This is a genomic window from Escherichia sp. WS3227_2, assembly GCF_046486495.1.
Taxonomy (GTDB): domain Bacteria; phylum Pseudomonadota; class Gammaproteobacteria; order Enterobacterales; family Enterobacteriaceae; genus Escherichia; species Escherichia coli.
In genome coordinates this window covers 18,526-41,013 of the sequence record NZ_JBJQLG010000024.1, presented here as the reverse complement: position 1 = coordinate 41,013, position 22,488 = coordinate 18,526, and the positions used below count along the sequence as shown (strand labels likewise).

The 22,488-nt window shown below is 45.4% G+C and carries 21 protein-coding genes and 3 pseudogenes; 6 read left to right on the top strand and 18 right to left on the bottom strand.

Annotated features, from left to right (window positions below; translation table 11 throughout):
• The coding region (locus ACJHXB_RS23110) for a hypothetical protein (RefSeq protein WP_001414958.1) at positions 1-104 on the top strand (104 nt) is incomplete at its 5' end.
• A 9-nt stretch (positions 105-113) separates the two neighbouring features.
• Here ACJHXB_RS23110 and ACJHXB_RS23105 read toward each other — a convergent pair.
• A pseudogene (locus tag ACJHXB_RS23105) lies at positions 114-362 on the bottom strand (transposase); the annotation flags it as partial.
• Between the two features lie 398 nt (positions 363-760).
• On the opposite strand from ACJHXB_RS23105, the gene hokD reads away from it, so the two are divergent.
• On the top strand, positions 761-916 hold the full coding sequence (gene hokD / locus ACJHXB_RS23100; RefSeq protein WP_001352007.1) for a type I toxin-antitoxin system toxin HokD: 156 nt from the start codon (positions 761-763) through the stop codon (positions 914-916).
• 193 nt (positions 917-1,109) lie between these two features.
• On the opposite strand, the gene ACJHXB_RS23095 is transcribed toward hokD, so the two are convergent.
• From ACJHXB_RS23095 to ACJHXB_RS23085, 3 genes are all read right to left on the bottom strand, one after another.
• On the bottom strand, positions 1,110-2,222 hold the full coding sequence (locus tag ACJHXB_RS23095; protein WP_074014798.1) for an IS4-like element IS421 family transposase: 1,113 nt from the start codon (positions 2,220-2,222) through the stop codon (positions 1,110-1,112).
• 174 nt (positions 2,223-2,396) lie between these two features.
• Positions 2,397-2,891, bottom strand: coding sequence for a baseplate protein (locus ACJHXB_RS23090; RefSeq protein ID WP_410233539.1), 495 nt, complete (start codon positions 2,889-2,891; stop codon positions 2,397-2,399).
• A gap of 11 nt (positions 2,892-2,902) precedes the next feature.
• Positions 2,903-3,142 carry a hypothetical protein gene (locus ACJHXB_RS23085; RefSeq protein ID WP_306801557.1) on the bottom strand — a complete coding sequence of 80 codons (240 nt, stop codon included), beginning with the start codon at positions 3,140-3,142 and terminating at the stop codon, positions 2,903-2,905.
• Between the two features lie 46 nt (positions 3,143-3,188).
• Here ACJHXB_RS23085 and ACJHXB_RS23080 point away from each other — a divergent pair, with 46 nt between their 5' ends.
• Positions 3,189-3,380 (top strand): hypothetical protein, encoded by a 192-nt coding sequence (locus ACJHXB_RS23080; protein ID WP_306801558.1) that lies wholly within the window; start codon positions 3,189-3,191, stop codon positions 3,378-3,380.
• A 139-nt stretch (positions 3,381-3,519) separates the two neighbouring features.
• On the opposite strand, the gene ACJHXB_RS23075 is transcribed toward ACJHXB_RS23080, so the two are convergent.
• From ACJHXB_RS23075 to ACJHXB_RS23020, 12 genes and pseudogenes are all read right to left on the bottom strand, one after another.
• The gene (locus ACJHXB_RS23075; protein WP_074014796.1) at positions 3,520-4,335 is read right to left on the bottom strand and encodes a hypothetical protein; all 816 of its coding nucleotides are present in this window, start codon (positions 4,333-4,335) and stop codon (positions 3,520-3,522) included.
• 9 nt (positions 4,336-4,344) lie between these two features.
• Entirely contained in the window at positions 4,345-5,934 is a 1,590-nt protein-coding gene (locus ACJHXB_RS23070; RefSeq protein WP_072662296.1) for a hypothetical protein, read from the bottom strand.
• Between the two features lie 59 nt (positions 5,935-5,993).
• Positions 5,994-7,700, bottom strand: coding sequence for a hypothetical protein (locus ACJHXB_RS23065; RefSeq protein WP_074014794.1), 1,707 nt, complete (start codon positions 7,698-7,700; stop codon positions 5,994-5,996).
• A 225-nt stretch (positions 7,701-7,925) separates the two neighbouring features.
• Positions 7,926-8,927: a ParB family protein gene (locus tag ACJHXB_RS23060; RefSeq protein ID WP_000038866.1), complete on the bottom strand. Its 1,002-nt coding sequence runs from the start codon at positions 8,925-8,927 to the stop codon at positions 7,926-7,928.
• 16 nt (positions 8,928-8,943) lie between these two features.
• Positions 8,944-10,140 (bottom strand): AAA family ATPase, encoded by a 1,197-nt coding sequence (locus ACJHXB_RS23055; protein WP_001285362.1) that lies wholly within the window; start codon positions 10,138-10,140, stop codon positions 8,944-8,946.
• Between the two features lie 168 nt (positions 10,141-10,308).
• On the bottom strand, positions 10,309-11,118 hold the full coding sequence (locus tag ACJHXB_RS23050) for a GIY-YIG nuclease family protein (protein ID WP_410233538.1): 810 nt from the start codon (positions 11,116-11,118) through the stop codon (positions 10,309-10,311).
• 292 nt (positions 11,119-11,410) lie between these two features.
• Complete coding sequence (locus tag ACJHXB_RS23045; RefSeq protein ID WP_001113742.1) at positions 11,411-12,295, bottom strand: RepB family plasmid replication initiator protein; 885 nt, start codon at positions 12,293-12,295, stop codon at positions 11,411-11,413.
• A gap of 335 nt (positions 12,296-12,630) precedes the next feature.
• Positions 12,631-12,936, bottom strand: a pseudogene (locus ACJHXB_RS23040) (hypothetical protein); the annotation flags it as partial.
• Between the two features lie 44 nt (positions 12,937-12,980).
• Complete coding sequence (locus tag ACJHXB_RS23035; RefSeq protein ID WP_000654811.1) at positions 12,981-13,949, bottom strand: IS5 family transposase; 969 nt, start codon at positions 13,947-13,949, stop codon at positions 12,981-12,983.
• A 32-nt stretch (positions 13,950-13,981) separates the two neighbouring features.
• Positions 13,982-14,371 (bottom strand): annotated as a pseudogene (locus ACJHXB_RS23030) (FimD/PapC N-terminal domain-containing protein); the annotation flags it as partial.
• A 120-nt stretch (positions 14,372-14,491) separates the two neighbouring features.
• A complete protein-coding gene (locus tag ACJHXB_RS23025; RefSeq protein ID WP_074014790.1) occupies positions 14,492-15,079 on the bottom strand; it encodes a fimbrial protein in 588 nt (195 codons plus the stop codon).
• A gap of 75 nt (positions 15,080-15,154) precedes the next feature.
• Positions 15,155-15,682, bottom strand: a complete 528-nt coding sequence (locus tag ACJHXB_RS23020) for a fimbrial protein (RefSeq protein ID WP_001045099.1) — start codon at positions 15,680-15,682, stop codon at positions 15,155-15,157.
• 1,084 nt (positions 15,683-16,766) lie between these two features.
• Here ACJHXB_RS23020 and ACJHXB_RS23015 point away from each other — a divergent pair.
• Entirely contained in the window at positions 16,767-17,744 is a 978-nt protein-coding gene (locus ACJHXB_RS23015) for a RepB family plasmid replication initiator protein (protein WP_000361610.1), read from the top strand.
• 278 nt (positions 17,745-18,022) lie between these two features.
• Here the strand turns inward: ACJHXB_RS23015 and ACJHXB_RS23010 are convergent, their stop codons facing one another.
• Positions 18,023-18,763: a tyrosine-type recombinase/integrase gene (locus ACJHXB_RS23010; protein ID WP_001066941.1), complete on the bottom strand. Its 741-nt coding sequence runs from the start codon at positions 18,761-18,763 to the stop codon at positions 18,023-18,025.
• A gap of 120 nt (positions 18,764-18,883) precedes the next feature.
• Positions 18,884-19,024, bottom strand: coding sequence for a transcriptional regulator (locus ACJHXB_RS23005; protein ID WP_074014789.1), 141 nt, complete (start codon positions 19,022-19,024; stop codon positions 18,884-18,886).
• A 26-nt stretch (positions 19,025-19,050) separates the two neighbouring features.
• On the opposite strand from ACJHXB_RS23005, the gene ACJHXB_RS23000 reads away from it, so the two are divergent.
• The gene (locus ACJHXB_RS23000) at positions 19,051-19,335 is read left to right on the top strand and encodes a hypothetical protein (protein WP_074014788.1); all 285 of its coding nucleotides are present in this window, start codon (positions 19,051-19,053) and stop codon (positions 19,333-19,335) included.
• 800 nt (positions 19,336-20,135) lie between these two features.
• Positions 20,136-22,487, top strand: coding sequence for an EAL domain-containing protein (locus tag ACJHXB_RS22995; protein ID WP_410233537.1), 2,352 nt, complete (start codon positions 20,136-20,138; stop codon positions 22,485-22,487).
• The last annotated feature ends 1 nt before the right edge of the window (position 22,488 follow it).

Sequence of the window (22,488 nt, the reverse complement as noted above, 5' to 3'; positions counted from 1 at the left end):
AACTAGATCTGGTTGCTGCTCAGCTAAACAACAGACCGAGAAAGACACTGAAGTTCAAAACACCGAAAGAGATAATTGAAAGGGGTGTTGCATTGACAGATTGAATCTACAACGGCTTTTTTTAATATGTCCCGTTCGTCGGTAACCCGCTTCAGCTCTTTCTGGAGACGGCGGATCTCGGCCTGAGCATCTGACTGTTCTTTATTAGTGGAAGAATCCGGACCGTACTTCTTTATCCAGGAGTAAAGGCTGTGGGTGGTGATATCGAGACGTGTTGCAACGCTGGCAACAGAATAACCGCGATCAACAACCTGTTTGACTGCTTCAATTTTAAACTCTTCGGGATAACGCTTACCACTCATGGGCACCTCTCTTTAAGTCATCTTAAATGACTCTGAGGTGTCTATTAAACCTGTGGCGATTCAGTGGGAAGCCTCGCCCGACAGGGCGGGGAGCAGTCACTATGGATTTTCTTTGGCGCGGTCTGGCCATTAGGGGTCATGTTTGCTGCAACGTTTCTTCTGATGTGGATATTCACCCTTCCAGGTGATTTCTATAGAAAAAAAGCCAGACATTGATACAATCGCTGCGGGTGCTTGAGGCTATCTGCTTCAGGCATTACCCGAAAAGCAGATAGAAGAAAGCCCCAGATAACATTACGCGTCCTGCAAGACGCTTAACATTAATCTGAGGCAATATCTATGCTTAGCATACGTAGATTATGCCTCTTACCGACCAAAAGGTCAAGGAGAAGCAGGCTATGAAGCAGCAAAAAGCGATATTAATCGCTCTGATCGTCATCTGTTTAACCGTCATTGTGACGGCACTGGTAACGAGGAAAGACCTCTGCGAGGTACGAATCCGAACCGGCCAGACGGAGGTCACTGTCTTCACAGCCTACGAATCTGAAAGGTAAGAGACCTGGCGGGGAGAGATCCCATAAGCGCTAACTTAAGGGTTGAACCATCTGAAGAATGCGACGCCTCGGTGCCTCGTTAAGACGATGCCTCGCGTTCTTCAATTGCGTTTTGTAGGCTGTCAGGGATACTGTCCCACGAATGGCCACCTGTAAGCTCCAGATGACCATTTTTGTTATTCTCCACAACGAGTTAGTTCTTCTTTTCGGATCCGGCACTTCTGGGGGGGAAATCCAGCGATGGCTGGATTATGTCGTCAATTAAAAATGCGGCGAGTAGATTAGCAAATATCCACGCTTTCGCGAGTTCAGGTTCCTTTGCACGCAAAGCATCCAGGTGCAGCAAACTTTTGAGCCGCTTAAAAGCCAGTTCAATTTGCCATCGCAGACGGTAACAATCAGCCACTTGCTCTGCTGAATATTCATCTTCCGGTAATGATGTTAGCAATAGCACATGGCCCGCTGCTTCCAGCGTTTCCGCCTGAACTACTCGTCCTTTTCGACGATTCTCGCTGAGCAGTCGGGTTTTACTGATTAATGCTTTTTCGGGAGGAAGTGATACGGCAATGAGACGTGCCGGAAAGGGAGCTCCGGCTTTTTTATTACCTGAATTGCCTATCATTACAGTGGTTTCACCGTTCTTACCGCAATCCAGCCCGCGCAGAAAACCCATCATGTCAAAGCGCATTCCTTCTGCAGTTAACCAGCGCAATCCTCGCCAGTGAACCCGGACGATATAATCAGCTTCTCCAAAAGCAAGTGAGCGGATACATTCGGGACGCGAACCGAATCCCCGGTCAGCAATGCGTATCTCGTCTGCCGTTTGCGCAAATCGGTCCAGCCGTTCAGCGTCTCTGCTGTCGGTTAGCTCAAAATCAGTGAACTGACAGGTATGAGGATCATATCCCATATGTAGTCGCCATTCAGCGCTGCCGCCCCCGGGCGCACTGATTGCTGTTCCATCGACAAGACGCAATCTCTTTCCGCTTGTACAACCCGTAACTGCGGCGCGTACAGCAAGTGTTTGTGCGGCAAGTATGCTAAACCAGTCGGCGGCATTCCGCAGCCGCTTCAGGAGAGCCACGTCAGATAATGTTGCAACGTCATGGAGCTGAGCCCATGCAGTGACTTCACGTAATGACATCCCCCCGGGGCCGTAAGCCAGCCCCAGACGTAGCAGAGTTGCAGCATCACGAATTTCGCGGCGGCGGGTTAGAGCCCCGGCATTACGTGCCGAAGTATCCAGTTCTTCGGGCTTACCAATATGGGCCAGAATTGCTGACCAGTTATCGTGAGAGTAATTCATCGGCACGTTAAATCATATCAGGCGTAATACCACAACCCTTAAGTTAGCGCTTATGGGAGAGATCCCCGCCACTCTTCGTGTGTCAGGTATCCTCAATGCACCCTTTCCTCTCCAAATAAAAAAGCTCCCGAAGGAGCTTTAAAATACAAGGGATGACTCTTAATCCCACTCAATCTAGTTGTAGACGATACGAAGTGACGGGCGCACAGCGGCAGTCACATCTTCGGTACTAAAGTCGATTGCATCACTGTAGATTTTGCAGTCCAACATTTCAATTGTTGTAGCAGCTTTTGTCACAGCGTTAACCCCGGAAGATTTGGATTCAGGGGTAGCAGCCATCGTGATATCAACATAGTCCTTCGCCGCAATGCGATCCTTAATGAACTGAAGAATATCGCCTTCGATAGTCTCCACGCACTGGACCTGGATTTCCCCAGAGTTTCGAATTGGACCGTGCTGGTTGAACTTCACACCATTTGGACCATAGTCCTCCACATCCTCGCGAGTCATTTCAGGGATTTGCGACGTACGAACAAGTACACTGATATCTTCATAGCCTGCAAAAGTGAGCTGGAATTCAGAAGATACCAGTCGTTCGCCTTTGGCCGCGTTGGCAGTATAGCGGCCCTTAATAAATTTACGGTTTCCCTTAGTGTTATTGTGCCCCATATAAAATCCTTTTACTGGAACGACCGAACAATATCGGAGCTGTTATATATCGAAGAACCGGTCAACTGGAGGTTGACGGTGTTTTTCAGGAAATATCCATTACTGTCCCTTGGCGCATCGAGATCAAAACTTAAGTCCTGGATGGCGACATCGGTGATGTTGATCCGGCGACCAATGTTTAGCGTCACGCGCTCCGGGATTCGACCACCAACATTGGCCGCTTTTAGTTCCGGGCTAATCATGGCTGTCAACGCGGCGATAGCGCCTGAAACTTCAATGAATGGATTGTTCAAAGCAATGACAGTTACAGGCAGCGTGAACGTCGGCGGAGTCCCCCCTTCCCAAACCATTAAGCTATTCCAACGGGCAACCGACGTTGTTTCAGTACCAACCTGCGCAAAACCACTGAAAGCACCAGCAACAGACCCCATGGACATACCGGTAAACGGCGCTTCCCAATTCTGGGCCATGTTCATTGCTGCCCCCTGACTGATATATCCGGTAACCTGGTACTGAGAGTTCGTTAAAGTAACTTTCAGAAATGGCGATACACCGTCAGCCTGGCTGTAAACCCCATAAGGTATAGGTGCCATTCAAGTTAAAGGCCGGAGTTCTCCGGCCTCCTCCTTTAGCCAAGGCGCTTACGGCGCAGTTTCATTGACTTTTTGCGGGCAAGTTTTGCCGCGCCGGTCTGGGCTTTTCGACGCGCTTTTTTCAGCGCCGATTTTTGAGCCGCAGTCAGACGTTTTTTACGCAGACGTTTACGAATGAGTTTGATCTCACCGTTACGAACAACCTTCTTAAATGCTTCAGTCAGCATTTCATCAGAAGTGCCAGCAACAACAAACGCCGCTTCCAGTTCGTCGCGGTCGTCGCTATCTAAACCAGCGATAGAGGCACCAACATCAGCAGCAGCGTCGTCGTCTTCATCGTCAGCCAGTGCTTCGATCAGGTCATCATCTACACCGCATGCTGCGAGGAAGTCAGCAACATTTGCCCATGCTTCGTTATAGGCATCGTCCTGTTCTTCTGTAACTTCGGAGTCGTCGTCATCAGAGATACCAGCGATAGCCTGAACGAAACCATCAAGGGAGTCGAAAGTCAGATCACCGCTATCAGCCCAGGCGAAAACGGCGTCGGCCGCATCACTCAACGCATTCTGCATAGCTTTTCGATTTGCAGCTTCCAGAATCATCTGGTGCGCCTGTTCGACGGTCCATTCTTTACCGTCTTTCCCTTCCAGGATTTGCTCAGGAGCCGTGGCAGATGGAGCGTTATCGTTAGTCTGTGCCGCCGGTTCCGGATTATTATTAATAACCGGATCTGTTGTCGGTTCGGCGCTTGCTCGGGCAGACTCCATCAACTGCACAGGATCAGAGTTCAAAGCGAAACGAGACAGTCCATTCCCCAAAAATGCCCCGGATTGAAAAAAGTTTTTGCTCATTGTATTTCCTTACTTAATAAGCAGCGGTACGCCCTGGATACGACGGGCTACGCCAGTCGGGCAGCAGGCCCAGACTACTTCCCATTTATCGAATTCCGCCTGCGTAACTTTCAGCACATACGGTTCTGTACCGTCAGCATCAGGATCACGAGGAGCCACCAGAGCGCCGGAGGCGACAAAGCGATCCAAAAGTTTGGTCATCCCTTTAGTCAGGCCAGACTCAGTAATGCCGTCCGGGTTATGCTTCATCTGTCGGGCTAACTGGACAATGAAACGGCTGATTGCGTTCATCAGGGATGGGACGTGCTGGAAATGCAGATAGTTGTCCTGCGTGCAGCAAGTTAAAGCATCATCGATGATCATCTGGCCCGAAGTACCTACAGATACTTTATTGAGTCGGCCCTTGACCATAGCTTCTTCGTCCGGGGTGTCTTCAGGATACAGCGGCTGAAGTGATGCACGAGCAATGACGGCACGTTCTTCACCAGCCGGTGAGTAATGCCAACCGCCGACATCGGAGTTTTTCTTGACGCCACGAGCTTTCGCCGCATACGCCGCGCCAGACAAACCGAAGACCACGCGGGATTGGGTCCATTTGTCTTTGCAGGAGAACGGGAAATGATAGACAGCACAGCTTACATAATCGGTACCAAGTAAACCGGTATCTTCAACAGCAGAAATCGCTTCCGTGTACGTCAATGTCGGTTTGACATCAAAGAAGCCATCAATCAAGCGATCAGAACAGATATTACCTAACGCAGTGATCGCCGCATTGTCATAGCAACCCAGGCCGAGAACAGCGGTGTACATGTACGGCGCATTGTTCAGCACTTTCACCGCACGCAGGTAAGCAGCAGTGGAAATGTTCGACTGATCGCCGTTGGTACCGCCAGTGAACGCCAGCGATTTTTTATTTGTTACTTTCGCCGTCGAAATCAGCTCTTCATTAACAACCGCGCGCAGATATTTAGAACGGGCTTCCAGAGCCGTAGGCAGATAACACAAGCGGCCCATGTCATCTTTCGCTTCTTCCGCCAAAGACACAGTGTGTGTCTCCAGGGTCGTTACCACACCGAGCGAAGTCGTCTGGGTCAGTTTTAAGAGGAAGCGTTCATTACCCGCGCTGTCCGCTGTTGCCGTTTCGATGGTTAACTCACGGGTAGGAGAAATACACGGATCACCATCATCAACGTAGATAGCAAAGGCTTCGCCGCTATCAAGTTCAATTTCAGAACCGTATGGCAACGCACTGTAAGCCGGTTCGCCTGATTCATCGAACATAATAATCGGGAACTTCGCATCATCCGGAACAGCACGGACAACATAACCAGACGTTTGCTGAATAGCTTCGTACACATGGCGAATTGGTTCGAACTGTGAGCCGGAGGACGGCTTCAGCGGTTCGCCGAGAACATCTTCGTAATTGGACTCAGTAACCGCAAGAACAGTAAACGGCTTGCCACGCGCAAATACGCCAATACCAGCCCACAAGCTGCTATTTAATACAACACCGGTAGATAACGTCGCATCGGCATTGATCGGGCTAACAGCGACACCGGATGCATTACCTAATGACTGTTGAATTGAATATTGAGACATAACTTTCCCTGTTATGCGCCCCGCACGGGGCGCTATGTTAAACGGAGAACTTCCCCTGATTACTCAGAGTCACCGGCATCAATCGTGTCGCCGCTTATAAAGTTAAGCCCGCCTTTTTTGGCCATTGTCAGCGTTACACGAGTGAAGTAATCAGCGCCGTTGCGTGGGTGCATATCGTTGATAGCCGAACCCCACAGCGTGGTACGGTTGACCAGCGCCGGAGTGGTCGGATGCTGGAACGGGATGGCCGGGACAGCATCACCAGTCACGAAGCCTGCTTTACCCGGATTTTCATCACGGACGTAGCACAGCACATCCATCGAGCTGAACTGAATGTTCTCTGTCGTTAAGTTCTTACAAATACCAGCAGGTACTTCGTACACTTTCACGTTACCGAACAGGGTACCGATGTAGTGAACATACGGAGTCTGGATATAGTCTTCGGCTGGCTGGAAGAAATCCTTCGGCAACTGTTTGAAGAAAGATGCTGCATCAGCACCAGCAAACATCCCCATCGCACCAGAAGATTTAACGCGCTCAATAATGTCGCGATATACAGTCTGGAATTTGCCACGAATGATGGTTGCCCATACATCAAAGGACTGGTTAACCGGCAGAGCGATGTCAAAGGTGTCGGTCGCAAGAGTACGCCAGATCATGATGCGAAGACGCAGCATATCCTGTTCATGAGACAGGTATTCCTTCAGGGTGCGGAACTGTAGGGAGCCAAGATCAAGACCAAATTCACGCTGTGCTTCATACGCCGCCTGTACCGTGTGCTCAGCCGCGATGACGAACTGGTTTGGGAACAGGGTGTAACTCTTCATTTCGTGGTTGATAAGTGGGATCAGCTCAGGAGCGGCTTCAATATTGATTTCCGTCTCAATTGCGATCTCAGTGCCTTTATCCGGCGCTTTGGAGAACGACAGGGCAATCTGACCAATGTTGTAGTTCAGAGAGCAGGTAACAGTGATTTGCTCACCAGCAGCATTAGTAAACGAGTGAAGTAGGCTGCCGGAACCGTTATCAACAACAGACTTAATACGGTTAACGTAGATGTTAGTGCGACCTTTTCGGATTGGTACATTCTGGCCTTCGAAGTCTTCCATCTTGAAGGTTGCGGTTTTGCTGGTGCCATCGGAGCTTGCCACCAGCACATAGCGGCGACGTAACTGGCTGTACACACCGACGGATTGCATGTCCAGAACATCACCAGCAGCATAAGAACCAAAAGATGAACCTGCCACGTTAAAGACTTCATAGATGTCGGACTGGTCACGCGTAACCGGAATGAAGGTACACGCATCAGCGGTAGCTGCCCCCAACTGAACAGGCAGGATCATCGCGAGGAATAAAGGCAGACGCATAACACCGTCAGAAACGCTCATCATCTCTGCTGCGACGGATTCCAGCATCGCTTTATTAGTGGCATCCATGCTATTGCGGGTGGACTCAATCAGGCAGTTTTCCAGCGTCTGGTGGCAGGAGGCCAGAATTTCCGGACGCGGCATAGATTTATGTGCTGCGGCGTAGTCAGCCAGTGCACTTGCCCACGCTGTAGCGATTTGAGCGGTGGCATTATCAGAGATACCCGCAAAAACCGGGTCTTTACGTGCAGCTTCAAGGATAGATGCGGCACGCGCGGCATCATCTTTAATGAATTGGTTATCAGTACCGAACTGCGCAGTGCTTGCCCAACCAAGCACAGCTTTAGAGCGTTTTGCGATATCTGCAATACGATTCTGGTATTCGCGTAAGTTACTCAATTTACTCTTCCTTAAACACAAGGCACTTGTGTGAATCCCTTTTCGGAAGAGATTTTATTGAAAGTCACTTGTTGACTTTCTCGTGACAAGCAATTTTTTTATTTTTTTCGGGAGTAGGGGAGGAAGGTAAAATCCAAGGTGAAATCGTGGCGATTTCACCTTGAAATTTTAGAGGGATTTACTTTAAAAACAGTAGTTTAATAGTGAAATTTGAATGGCGAAAGTTTAAGGCTTCGGCTTTTTATCGAGGCTCTTTCTAAGGATATGCCCAATCATCCTGTCGAGTTCTTCCTGTAGCTCTTTTGAAAGTCGATTAAACTCATAAGAAAATGCACGGCCTTTCACGCGCTTCCTTGCAAAGCGATCCTTGTCCTCAAATTTCCATAATTCAGTAACTACGGACTTATCTTTAGAACCTTTATCCGTGAGTAGTGAGGCTTCCTTTGTTATCAAGCGCAGGATTTTATTTTTAACTTCATCTTCGGCCATTTCTTCAATGGATAAGATGTCGTTTATTTCCGGGGATATGTTTTGAATAAGCTGATCAAACTCTAAATTCTTGTTCCCCATTTCGTCGCCAACAGCACAAAGCGTTTTGTAGTCCGAAAAGGTTAATTCTGACTGCACAGGGAAAAGGGCGACTAATTCTTCCGGAGCACTCGCTGCCTGGAGAGCACGCGTGACCTTCGCCTGAGACAGCCCTTCTTTGGCTGCAATATCCTTCTGACTCATCCCATCATTTTTCATTCGCATCAAACGCAGACCTATTTCTCGAATGCTGTGCTGCAATGCTGTCTGAACGTCTTTCGCTAAATTTTGCGCTTCCTGAACGCTGATCTCCTGGTCCGTGACTAAAACCCGCAACCCTACGTTCTCTAAGATGGCAGAAGCTCGACGCCGGGAACCATCCAAAATTTCAATTTTCCCTGTAGCCCGTCTAACACCTATTGCAGGGTAAAATTGCTGATGCTTAATAGTGCTTCGGATACTTTTTAATGATTTTGGCGTAAGAGATGCCTGGTCACGCCCGTTGTTATGCTGATCAACAAAGGTATCGCTTTCTACCTGGTTCGGAGGTATTACCTCTTCAATAAATGTGGCCTGGCGACCAGTTGATAACTTGAATACCTGCTCGACTCGATCGCCAGAGGCTGAAGAACTATCAAATCCGCTTAATATTGAAGGATTAAGGGTTCGCCCAATTGTTGGTCTGTTTTTCTTTGACATGGGGGTTTCTTACTCCTCAGTTAGATCTGATAAATTCAATACGGTCAAAAACTGCTTTAGCAAAATCTTCCGCAGCAATTCGCGCGTTCTTCAATGCATCAGCACTACCAACATACGTTGCCGGGTTAGCTGAAATAACAGTGTCAAAAGACTCGCCGCAGCGTTCAAAACCGTCAAGGCGAGGGAGGACAACATCAAGCATATCCCCACCGAACACTTCTTTAGCCAGGCTATGGCAATACTTATGGTCTGCCTTGTTACTCAACTTGGACATAAAACCAATGTTAGTTGCAAGCTGACACTCGCAGCCTTCATCCGAAATGAGTTTCACCAACTCAGGAAGGCGGGCAACGTATTTAAGCGATGAGTGGAAATCAACCGTTGCAGGCGGCAGAGGTGTAAACAGTATATTGGCCGAGGCCAAAGCATTTTTCAGGAAGGCGTCAAGGTGAGGACCACTATCAACGAGGATAAAGTCATAATCGCTCTTCAGCTTATCAATCACATTTTCTTTCAGGACTGCATGGATGTTCTGACCCGGTAGATGCTCATTGCACAGCTCTCTCCAATCGGATGCAATAAAGGCATCGTCAATCGACGCAGGCATAACGTCAACCCCAGGTACAACAGAAGGAACAATAAACTCCTCTAACAGCTCTTCACGGCTTACATTCTGCAACATAGCCTGTGCAGATGTTGCGTTTACGATACCAATAGAGTGTTTATGGCTTAAAAACATCGTTGCTGAAGATTGCGGATCAAGGTCAATAACCAGAATCCTTAAATCTTCCATCAGAAGATGAGGATGAGCACGCATTGCATGCGCAAGAGAAACCGTCGATACAGTTTTTGACACACCGCCTTTAAGATTGGAGATGAAAATCACATACGCTTCGCTGTAGCGATCCCGGTATTTTGGCACTCCGCGATGTTCATATATGTCAATGATGTTCTGAATTGACATCGCATATTTCATTGAAGAGCCAGCAGGGCGTTTATCGAAAACATAACCCTTTTCTTCCATTTCACTTACGGCATAGTCAACGTTCGCACGAGTCAGTAGAGGCAATTTTGCCAGTGCCGCTTTCGCATAGACCTGGTAAAACTCGTTCGCGTGTAGCTCATCCTTTTGCAACTGTACTTGTTCAGTCAGAACATTGAGCATTCTATTTGCTCTTTGAGCAACCTTGTGAAGCTGGCTGGAATCACTCATCGAAAGTCATCCTTTATGCTGTATTTTTGAATTTAATTAAAAATGCTGCATAAAATAATAATGTATGCGTAGATGCTTGTACATAGCATTCTCTGCATGTTTGGTTCATTTTGCACGATTGAGAGTTACAAGGAGGGCACAAAAAAGCCCCGTTCAGGGGCATCAGTGTTATTTGCTAAGAGCAGCGAATAATCGTTCGAAATCGATAGTATCTATAGCACGCGTAAGCGCCGGAAGTTCAGCCTCAAAGTACCCGTGTCGATCGTAAAAGAAGGGACCGAAGAGCGAGGCATGTTGGATTCTACTTCGCCCCAGCCCGGACACACAGTTAAGCCCATTACCGGCTAAAAGGCTAAAAAACTTCTCTGGATTATCGTGGTAAAGCTGGGAATCAATGGTGGCGGTTAACTCTTCCATAGGGAAGCACACCCGCCCTGTATCCCAGGGATATTTAGTCCGAAGCATAAACATTGCTTTCAGCAATTCACATTGAGCGCGGATCGCGTCCGGTTCATAGCCAGATATGGAGACATAAGCCACGTCCCTCATTCCTGCGTCATCTTTGAAAGTCACGATAGAAGTAACATCCAGCTCTTTTTCGAAAGAGCAAGCAGCATCTACTGGACGCTGAAGTAAATCATTCGACTTAATGCGCTCGAGAATCCCTCCCCACATATCATTTAGATATTCGATATGAGCCAAAACCTTATCAAGACACTCTCGTGTAAAACATTCAGTATGCCCGCCACCGGCGCTTTTCTCCCACGGCGCATTCCAGGGGAAAAAGGTTGCGTGTAAAGCCCGCTCAAGATTAACCATTGCCAAACGCGTACCACGATAGACCCGTGAAAGCGCAAAATCGGGACTCACTTGTAGCCCTTTAAACCGTGCCAATGGACCACATGAAATGCCGATTTTAAAAGTATCTCCGTTCTCTGGCACCAGAACGTAGAGGTAGTGTTGTTTCTCTTCTTGCATATCAATACCACTGCTTGATGAGAACCGCGCAAATGTTGACTATGCGCGAAGATTAATGTGAATAGTTGACTATGCGCGATGTGACTACAGTCAAAAGTTGACTGTAGTCGATTTAACTCCACCAAAGATCGACTATGTAAGATATTGTCGGGAGAAACGTTGACTATACGCGATGAAATGCCCCTAAAAACCATCTCAATAGCGACTTGCAGAATATTGACGCCAGCAAAAATCCACCAGCGTCAACGAATGTCGCCTATAGTCAACTTCTCGCTATCGCATATAGTCAATATTATGGATTGCGCTTATGGATCTGGAAGCCGATTTTCCTGCCGTTTTTTATCTCTGAAAATTTAAGATATTCAATAGCTTCCAAATCTTTCATGGCTTTTCTGATAACGCTATTTTGCACGCTAACGGATGATTTGAGATTAAGCCTCGCTCTAAGGCGCTCAATGCTGACAGGTGCCGGGTTGGCGGGTAGAGCCTCAAAGAATGTATACAGTACCTTGGCCGTCTCTTTGCGCCCTAGTTTATCCAGCATCTTCAGCTTCAGGATTCGCTTATAGTCAACATAGTAAAGTTCAGATAGCTGTTTCTGCGGCTGGATCTCGATAACATCAAGCTCGGTATTCAGGCTGCTATATGCCAACAAGTTGACGTTAATGTTATTGAGATGACCTTTTGCCGCCGGGAAGCGGAATTTGACAACTGTCTGCTGAATGCGTGTCAGAGAGTCATCAATACTTTTACGGAACGCCTTTGAAAGGCGCTTACGTGGATAGCCGCATCGATCGGCAAACTCGGAGAATGGCAGGGTGATTATGCCGTCATCATCAGGTGCGTAGTCAAACAACGCGGAGGTTATGCCCACCCACACCTTAAAATCAGTATCCATATCCAGGCGTGGACCATGAATTTCAATTCCCTCATAGCCTTCCTGCTCAACAATTTTGAGGCTTGATAGTTCTTCAGTTGCGTTCGTTGTGTTTGTTGTAACTGACGATCCGCGACGTAGCGCCACATTGGTAGATTTTAAGGTTGGCACAAACACACCTAAGCGCAACAAAGCGATGGGTTGTATAGTGCTGTTGTTATTGGGCTTCAGGCTGTGGATTTCTCCTGTATTTCCTGCAACTTCTTCAACGCTAAGGAAGCCTTTACTTTCTTCCGGCATCACGGTTTCTCCATGTGTGGCGCGGCCTGACGTCAATTTGGATGGCTGTTATCAACAGCTGTGAATATTCAGACTCTAAAATCGCTTACAGTCAATGTTTCTGTCGCGTATAGTCAACAATAAATCGCGTGCAGTCAACAATAAATCGTGCACAGTCAACATAAAATCGCGTATAGTCAATGTTGATCCCATTTCAGGCCAGTAATGACGCGGCTTACAGCGATCCGGGATCTTCTTTGGATCTTCCTAGGTTCTCTTTAGGATCTGTTTATTGGATCTATGCTGTGGATAAGTTGAATAAACCGGCCAACAAAGCCGGTTGGAAGGAAGTCATATTATTCTACGCTTTCGATAAGAAGACCATGTTCATAACATTTAAGCTCATCGCCTTCATACAGGAATTGGTATCCAACACCACCATCTTCATGGACATTAGGGAATAACTCATAACTCACTGAAGAGCAAATCACACCAATGCAGCGATCAACTCCTTCTCGTTCTTCAGTGCTGAAAAAATCCTCTTCGGTAAGAACATGAGTACATTGCTCATCAGCATAGGTCGGAAATACATGCTCGATACAATCCGGATGTTTTAAACCAAGTTGATCGGCAAGTTCGAAAGCATGACGGGGCTTTGTTGAATAAATAAGATTTCGTGCGAACGACCCTGTAGCTGGCTGGATTTTCAGGCAATACGCACGCTTTCTGGCATCCCAGCCTTTGTCATCCTGTTCAACGCACGCACCATGGCCATAGCTTCCGCTACCTGACCATCGTAGTCACGCAGCGTCAGTGAATCTCCCAACAACTGCTTCATTCTGTACATTGCCGTTTCCGCTATCGAGCGACGGTTATATTCCGTTGTCCATTTCCACCGTGCATTGCTTCCGCTCAGCCGCTGATTAGCAACGGCACGGTTGCGGTCTGCGTACTCACCGGGCCAGTAACCTGCTCCTTTTCGGGGAGGAATAAGCGCGCTGATTTTTTTGCGGCGCAGTTCATCGTGACAGAGCCGGGTATCGTAAGCCCCGTCTGCCGCGGCTGCCCTGATTTTTCTGTGAGTCTGCCGGATAAGGCCCGGGAAGGCTTCTGAGTCCGTGACGTTATTCAGCGACAGGTCTGCACAGACAACTTCATGTGTGTTGCTGTCAACAGCAAGATGCAACTTTCGCCAGATACGACGGCGCTCTTTGCCGTGCTTTCTGACTTTCCATTCGCCTTCACCAAAGACCTTCAGCCCGGTGGAATCAATCACCAGGTGTGCGATTTCACCCCGGGTGGACGTTTTGAAACTGACATTAACCGACTTTGCCCGCTTACTGACACTGGTGTAATCCGGGCAGCGCAACGGAACGTTCATCAGGGCAAAAATGGAATCAATAAAACCCTGCGCAGCCCGCAGGGTCAGCCGGAATACGCGTTTAATCACCAGAACGGTGGTGATGGCGAGATCAGAATAGCGCTGGGGCCTTCCTCGTGATGAAGGCGTTGCCGACTCATACCAGGCCTGAATCGCCTCATCATCCAGCCAGAAAGTGAGGGAGCCACGGTTGATGAGAGCTTTGTTGTAGGTGGACCAGTTGGTGATTCTGAACTTTTGCTTTGCCACGGAATGGTCTGTGTTGTCGGGAGGATGCGTGATCTGATCCTTCAACTCAGCAAAAGTTCGATTTATTCAACAAAGCCCTGTCGAAAATCCGCACATTGTCCGTTATTCCAGTATGTGATTTTTTCCTGTGACGCCTCAGTCAGTCCCATCCGGCTGACTATCTCCGGTGTCAGGCAGGGTTCTGGTAACGGTTTCTCGTTATCCGAATCCGAAAAAGGTGGTTCAAGAAACGCAATCTGAAATGCCGATGGTGAAATATCCTGGTCATTAACCCTGATTTCTATCTGATACTGTCCGGGCATAATATAGCCGGCCCGGGAGAACCGGGAAAAATCAATATTCTGTCTGTCTGCGGCATCCAGAACATCCGTATTAAAATCGACGGCATAGACAGGCACTCCCGCCAGAGAAAGCATCAATGAATACGTAATAAAATTGATGGTAAAAGTCGATTTATTTTTTTTCATTATATGCAGTCGATTTAATACAAAAACACTTTGAGGGGCGCAACTAACCCTCTTCAACATTCAGGAATGTATTATTAACGCTGTCGCTGATAGCAGTGAGCCCGGCTACTCCGGTTGTATTTATTCGTAGTCCAGTTTAAAACGCAATGCAGCGTAGTAATCGCCAGCCTTTAATGGATAACCATTTCTGACAATGCGAAGAGAATAATCAAACCCATCTTCATTCCCCCTGAGAATTAAAGGTGGCATGCTTTTTCCTGCTCTCGCCGGATATCCGTAATTATCCATAATCTGCAGATTTATACCTTCAGCCTGACCTGTCAGCGAGAATTTGTCCGGTGCTTCTCCGGGAATGCCATCAAAAGTCACACGCACCCGGGTTGCCGTATAGACCTGCTTTCCTGCACCTGCAAGCTCACAGTTGCGTAGCCGTAGCCGGAATTTTTTCTCGGGACCGGCAGGGCTGTTTTGTAAGTCCCTGAGTGGCGTGGTTCCCATATCAATTTCCTGCCAGGCATCCTCCATAGCCAGCGTACAGGCAGGAGCGATAACCTGCCCTTTAAAGCTGGCCCGCCCATCCCACCAGACGTGTTCTTCTCCCCAGTACTCGGGCAAAGTCATCCCCGGTGGTGGAAAAGAACCTGATGGCAGGGCCTGAGCCATCGCACACCAGAAAAACGGTACCGAAATGATCATGCGCCAGAACATGCGGTATTCCTTACTTCTCACTGGCAATTGTTCGGGGAATTCCCCCGAACATATCAGACAGAACTGACCGACAGATTACTCGTAGGCCAGATTGAAGTTAGCAACAGCGGTAAAATCGCCTTCTTTCAGGGTGCCACCAGTAGCTTTTTTAACCCAAGTACTGTATCGCAGGGTATTATCACCTTCTTTAACTTTTGTCGCGGAACCTGCTGTACCATCAAATGAAACCAGGCTGCCATTCGCAGCTGAGACAACTATTGCAGTCCCTGTATCACCAGTAGTACCTAACTCCTGATTCTGTCCATTGATTGTTGTACCAGTAAAAGAAACTTTCACACCATTGGTCAGTTTTCCGATTTCTGTGGCATCGCAGTTAACTAACTTGATATCCAGATCTTTTTTTACGGAAATTCCGTCTGCATTCAAATGTGCTTTAGAAATCTGGCCGAAATTAATTGTCTGATCTGCTGATTCTTGTGCAATACCACAAGGAGCATCAATTACTGTACCTTTGAAGTTAATAACGCCCTGTCCCTGATTAGCAGCATTAACGCCAAATGAAACAGTAGAGGCAAGCATGGTTGCAATAATAACTTTATTCATATAACAAAACCCTGAGTTGAAAAAATACATTTTATTGAGTGGCAAAATTCTGTCACTCAACAAAAAGTACTTTTATGTCTCATAAAAGAATGTGAATGGTTAATTATCACACGTTAAGAGGTTCGTATATTCTGCCTCACATCAAAATTCAGCTTTTCTTAATTTTGGTTGATTTTATTCAGAATTAAAAAAATCACAATAATGATGACTTATCATCACAATCAAGTTGTTTTAGAATAAATAACTACAAACAAGATATAATAAAGAGATATTTTCTTTATTTTTCGATTAATTACGAACAAAACTATGATAGTAATAGTTATTTTCAGAATAAAAAACATAACAATCTTCTGTTTTGCATCAAAATTTGCAATAAAAGACCAAAAAATGCAAAATATATTTTTGTATAAAATATGTTTTATTATTTCTTTATTTGCTGTTCCTGCGCCATTGTGTTTTGGGAGCCAGTAGGGGGCACAGTGAAACCGATATTGTACAGAAAGTACAGTAATTACAGTGTGTTACCTGCAGAGTGGCTATCAGATTTCTGCTCCGGTATAGCAATCAAAAAAACAGTGCTCGCCGCAGACCGGTGACCGGGCGAAGCCCGCGAACCGGCGAGGAAGCGCAATGGATCTGTAGTTACAGTGAGCAGGTACGCCCTGAAGCCTTCATAATCGGTAGTGTATGCTGTTTTTCTGGAATGATTTATCCACATATCCAGAGGCCCGATCCAGTAAACAGATCCATGAATGATCAACAAAGGATCCATTAAAGATCCCCATATCTCTGCAAACCTTGTCATTAATGGTCCGGGAGCACGATCACATAAGCTGTGGCATGTTACTGATAAACTGTAACAAGTTAATGATAAGCTGTATTCAGTAATACATATACTGCCGTAAGTTAATGACATAAACTATGGTCAGTATGCCAGACTCAGTTGTTAAATACAGGCTGCAGGTTTTTCTTCAGTCAGTTAGCGGGGCTCTGACACACGATTTGCTGTTTATTCTTTTACTGTCCACAGGCAGGAGGCTTTCTGGAAAACGAAAATTCAGACATCAAAAAACTGTTCGGCGAGGTGGATAAGTCGTCCGGTGAGCTGGTGACACTGACACCAAACAATAACAACACCGTACAACCTGTGGCGCTGATGCGTCTGGGCGTCTTTGTACCGACCCTTAAGTCACTGAAGAACAGTAAAAAAAATACACTGTCACGCACCGATGCCACGGAAGAACTGACGCGTCTTTCTCTGGCCCGTGCAGAAGGATTCGATAAGGTTGAGATCACCGGCCCCCGGCTGGATATGGATAACGATTTCAAGACCTGGGTGGGGATCATTCATTCCTTTGCCCGCCATAACGTGATTGGTGACAAAGTTGAACTGCCTTTTGTTGAGTTTGCAAAACTGTGTGGTATACCTTCAAGCCAGTCATCCCGCAGGCTACGTGAGCGCATCAGCCCTTCCCTGAAGCGCATTGCCGGTACCGTGATCTCGTTTTCCCGTACCGATGAGAAGCACACCCGGGAATACATCACCCATCTGGTACAGTCAGCCTACTACGATACTGAACGGGATATTGTTCAGTTACAGGCTGATCCCCGCCTGTTTGAACTGTACCAGTTTGACAGAAAGGTCCTTCTTCAGCTTAAGGCGATTAATGCCCTGAAGCGACGGGAGTCCGCCCAGGCACTCTACACCTTTATAGAGAGCCTGCCCCGGGATCCGGCACCGATATCGCTGGCGCGGCTGCGTGCACGCCTCAATCTGAAGTCTCCTGTATTTTCCCAGAACCAGACGGTCAGACGGGCAATGGAGCAGTTGCGCGAGATTGGATATCTTGATTACACGGAGATCCAGCGGGGGCGGACAAAATTCTTCTGTATTCACTACCGGCGTCCCCGGTTAAAAGCGCCGAATGATGAGAGTAAGGAAAATCCGTTGCCACCTTCACCTGCGGAAAAAGTCAGTCCGGAGATGGCGGAGAAGCTTGCCCTGCTTGAAAAACTGGGCATCACACTGGATGACCTGGAAAAACTCTTCAAATCCCGCTGAACATAAACTGTAGTCAGTGAAGAGTGCTCCTTTACTGACTACAGCTTATATTATCAGGTGCAGTGAGTGGTCTGCTCACTGCAGTTTATATTCAGTTTCCTGCAGTGCTGCCTGTGGCTGAGCTGCCATCTGCCTGTCCCTTACGTGAGTCACCCCGTAACCTGATGCTGAGGCATTGCTCCCTTCATAAAACATGGTTTACTCACTACAGCTTATCTACCTGCTCCAGCTTATGTTATGTCTGTTCTGCTGACCACTGCTTATATAAGGAAGTGCCGTTACTTCAGGGGAGGCAGTGTACGCAGGATCTCCGCAGCATCCCGACCGTCACCTGTGAAAGGCACTGCCAGCGTGGCAGCCATATCCAGTGCAAACACTCTGGTATAAACCTCCATCGAACGTGGATCCCTGTGACCAGCCAGTGCCTGGATGACTTTCCGGGGCTGGCGGTGATAGAGCATGTGCATGATATAGCTGTGCCGGAAGGTATGTGGTGTGACCGGAATCGAAAAGTGTACTCCGTCAGCTTCGGCCCGTCTGACAGCCTGCTTCAGCCAGTTGCGCATGGTTTCGTCGGTCACGGCCCATAATGGTTCACGACGACGGGGCCGGGTGGTGATCATCCAGCTTTCCATCTGCCTGACATAGCTTATATCTGTCAGCGGAACCAGGCGCACTTCATCTTTTGGCGGGCGTCCGCGTCGCGCACGCACTTTTTCGGACAGGATCCGCACAAACGGTCTTACTCCATCCAGGTCAAATGATTCCGGTGTCAGCATCCGGGCTTCGCCAATACGCATTCCGGTATTCCAGAGGGTGGCGAACAGCATATGGTGACGCTGATCCGGCATATAGAAAAGAAGGGCACTCACTTCCGGGGCCAGCAGGTAGGCCGGTGTGGCCCCTGTGGAAGTGGCCATTCTTCTCAGGGAGAGCGCTGTTGCAAAATCCACCCCCGGCGCAATGGGTAACAGGGAGACGCGTTCTGGTGAATTCTGCAGGGGAATGACATTGTTCATGAGTTATTTTTCACGTAGCACACGCACTGTTTATGGATACAGGTATTCTGACCTGAACGCCCGGATCCTTCCACGACAATAAATCGCAGCGCGCGGATCCTTTTGTTTGCTTATCACGCATTATTGCGGGTAAAACCAAATACGTAAAGGTACGTTTTGCAGCAGGGATCCCGTATTAAGCCAGTCGTGGCGCGGGCTGAGGGCTGGTTTGCCGTTTTTGGGAGAATTGGGGTAATGCCAGGACGCGCAGGATCGAACCATAAGGAAATGAAGCAGAGAAGGAGAGGATGCACTACGTGAATGCCCACGTCCTCTACCAGCGAAAGATTTTACCGAGACCATTCTGGCTTCTTTTTGCAGAGACGAAGCCTTTGTTGAATTCTGTTCAGAAGTTGCTGTTTCAGCAACGGGTTGACGAATATATTCACCAGTTTAGTGCGATGACCCTGAGCTTCAGTTATTCAAACCTGAAACAAAGACCGCTGGATGAAATTTATACCTGCATTCGCAAGAATCAGATGACGTCCCCCCACAATACGGAGAAATGGGGCGGTTTCAACATCGCCTGTTGAGGCAATAACCAATCAAGTGCTCCTCAGGCGAATAATAAAAAGAAGAAGATAAGCTGAGGTAGAAAAATGGCGTATGATTTGTTACAGAGCTGAACTGCAGGACAGATTCGCCAGCAGGAACTCCGGTTGTATGAAATACGCTCAGAATGAAGGAGCGTTATCCGCAATGCAGCTGACTCACTACTGTTTCAGGGTTATGCTCATCCAATAACGGGATGAGAATATCAGAGACTGACTGGCGCACAATAGATCTCACATACAGTAAGATTATGTATCATAACTGAAAATAGTTTAATGACTTCATTTAATAATGAAAATATTGACATTGATGCTGATGCTTATAATAAAATAAAAGGATTGTGTTTTTTATAAACGTACCTGATAGGCATAAACTTTGTTAATATTCCAGAATGAACATTCTGGAAGGGCGGTAGCATTGTTTTAATAAAAACGTATATGTTATACATTATCAATTGGATGTATATTTTCTGCTGTGATAATTACATGCGAAAAAGTTTACTTTATTAAAAATTAATCTTGCTATTTTATTTTTTGAACAAACGACAAAAATATTCTTATGACGCTGTGGGTATTTATTTAGTAAATGCAATATAAATTCATCTGATTACTCAAACCGTTTATTTTCCCAATACGAGGAACCAGTATTTTTATAAAACAAATCAGTATTTTAATTTTTTGCATGCCATATAATAGTGCATTTCAAATGCAATCATCTTTTCCTGAATACAGGACGTGAAATAAAAAATCAACTGATACACTGGGGTTAGAAAGAGTATTATATGAAAAGTATAATTAAAAGCATAGAGAAAAAATTTAATATATATTTTTCTTTGTTTTTTATTTCATACGTTGGAAGTATGTGTTTAGTTGTTAACGATCTTAATGAACGTATTAACAAGAAGAATTCAGAAACGCATATGAATATAGTTCTCCAAAAAACAAAGGGGTATTTAAAATCATTTACAAGAGACAGTGATTCTCTCAGAGACTCCTTGTATTTTCTGGAAGATAAAGATGAGATTATAAAATCAGTAGTCAATAGAATAGAAAAAACACCGGGGATACTCTCGGTTGGAATTATATTAAATGATGGTGGATTTATTAACGTAGCCAAAGAAAATAATGGTGATATTTCTGTATATTATCAAACATCTGAATCCGCCCCCCTTAAAGAATATAAAAGCAATAGAATTATTTACGAGAGCTTTGATTATAAAGAGCGTCCTTGGTATAGCCATTCAGAGAATGATACTACGTATTGGACAAAATGGTACCGTTGCTATGCAAATAAAACAGTCCCTTGTTTATCATTTGTAAAGAGAACACAGCCTGAAGAAAAAAATAAGTTTGCATTTGACTTAATTTATTTTAATTTGAATGTTGATGAATTTAGCAATCAACTTTCCATGATCGAAAATCCCAATGAGGATATTTATTTAATATCTTCTAATGGAGCTATTATTGGAGGCAGCAAAAACTTAACATCGAGTGTTATATACAAAAATCGTGAGAATATTTTCCAGATATCAAGAGACCCTGATGCATATTACGCAATGCATCAAAAAATTGATGGTATTTCAGATACTAACATACATTACTTTCACTATAATTTAGGGTTTATTGAGAACATAAATGTATATTTCATTTTATTTGTGCTTTTTTATGCGTTAAGCATACCGCTTTCATGGTTGTTGTTTATTGTCTTAATAAGACACTCACTACGTTATTCTGATGCGATTTCTAATGAAATTGTTGAAATGACAGAGAGTATCTATAAAAATGAAGTTATTGAGATAAATAAAAGTGACACAAGAGAAATAATTGAATTAAAAAGCCTTATTCAAAATATTCAACATAAATATCAGTCAAGAATAAAATCTTTATTAAACATGACAAGTCACAACAATAATAATTTTATCATTGATAAATCCGTTATTAAAATAAATTCACACGAATATGTTTCAGCTGCAGTAATAAGTTTGTACGGTACTGAAAATCATCGAAAAGCATATGGGACCAAAAATTTTGACTCTTCTTTGTCATTGTTTCATAAAAACATTGCAGATGGTTTTAATGGCGACTGTGAAGTACTCTTGTTATCACCAACGATGATAATTATTTTATGCGTTGAAAATAATGATGTATTCTATAAAAATATTGAGTTGTTAGATATCCCATTTTTCAATACATCAAGAAAACAAGTTTATATTCATAAAGTTGTATATCAACACTCCTTTAATGGTAAAAGTATTGATCTCATAACTGAGATGATGGTGAATGCAAGTGATTATATTTCAAACAGAGAAGAGGATGTTTTTTTTACATATGAACAACTAGATAACGTTAAAATGAATCAAAATAGATGGTGCCTTGAAAACATAAAAAATGCCATCAAGGATGAGGAGTTTTATATTATTTTTCAACCCATAGTTAATCTTTGTACAAAAAAAACAATTGGTGCAGAAGCGTTATGCCGTTGGCATTCGAAGGAAAAAGGAGAGATCCCTCCATCAGTATTCATACCAATCGCAGAAAAAACAGGACTTATCAAGGAACTGGGAGATTATATCATTGTTAAATCTATAAAGGATTTCTCTGAATTCTGTAAATTTTATAATATTTTTAAAGACATCATCCTGCACATAAATGTATCACCGTTACAACTTAATGAAGAGTATTTTTATAAAAAAGTATTGCATGCGCTTAAAAAATATAAAATTCGATCAAGCAGTATATGTATAGAAATTACAGAAACACCTGTTCAGGGAGAAAGTGAATATTTTTATGAAAATATTTATAAACTAAAGGAAAATGGCATAAAAATTGCTATAGATGATTTTGGTTGTGGGCTTGGGGATATAAAAAAACTATATAAAATAAAACCTGATTGTATAAAAATAGATAATGAGCTAACCGAAGGTATTTTTGACAAAACCAGAAATATTGTAAAATTTATAGCCAGATATGCTAAGGATGAAGATGTACCAGTGATCGCCGAAGGCGTTGAAAAACTCTCTGAGGTAAATGAATTGGAAAAGATGGGGGTAACTCAGGTGCAGGGCTATTTTTTTCAAAAACCGTTGCCCTTCAGTAAATGGGATACAGCAAACCTGCCACAACAGGAAAAATAAA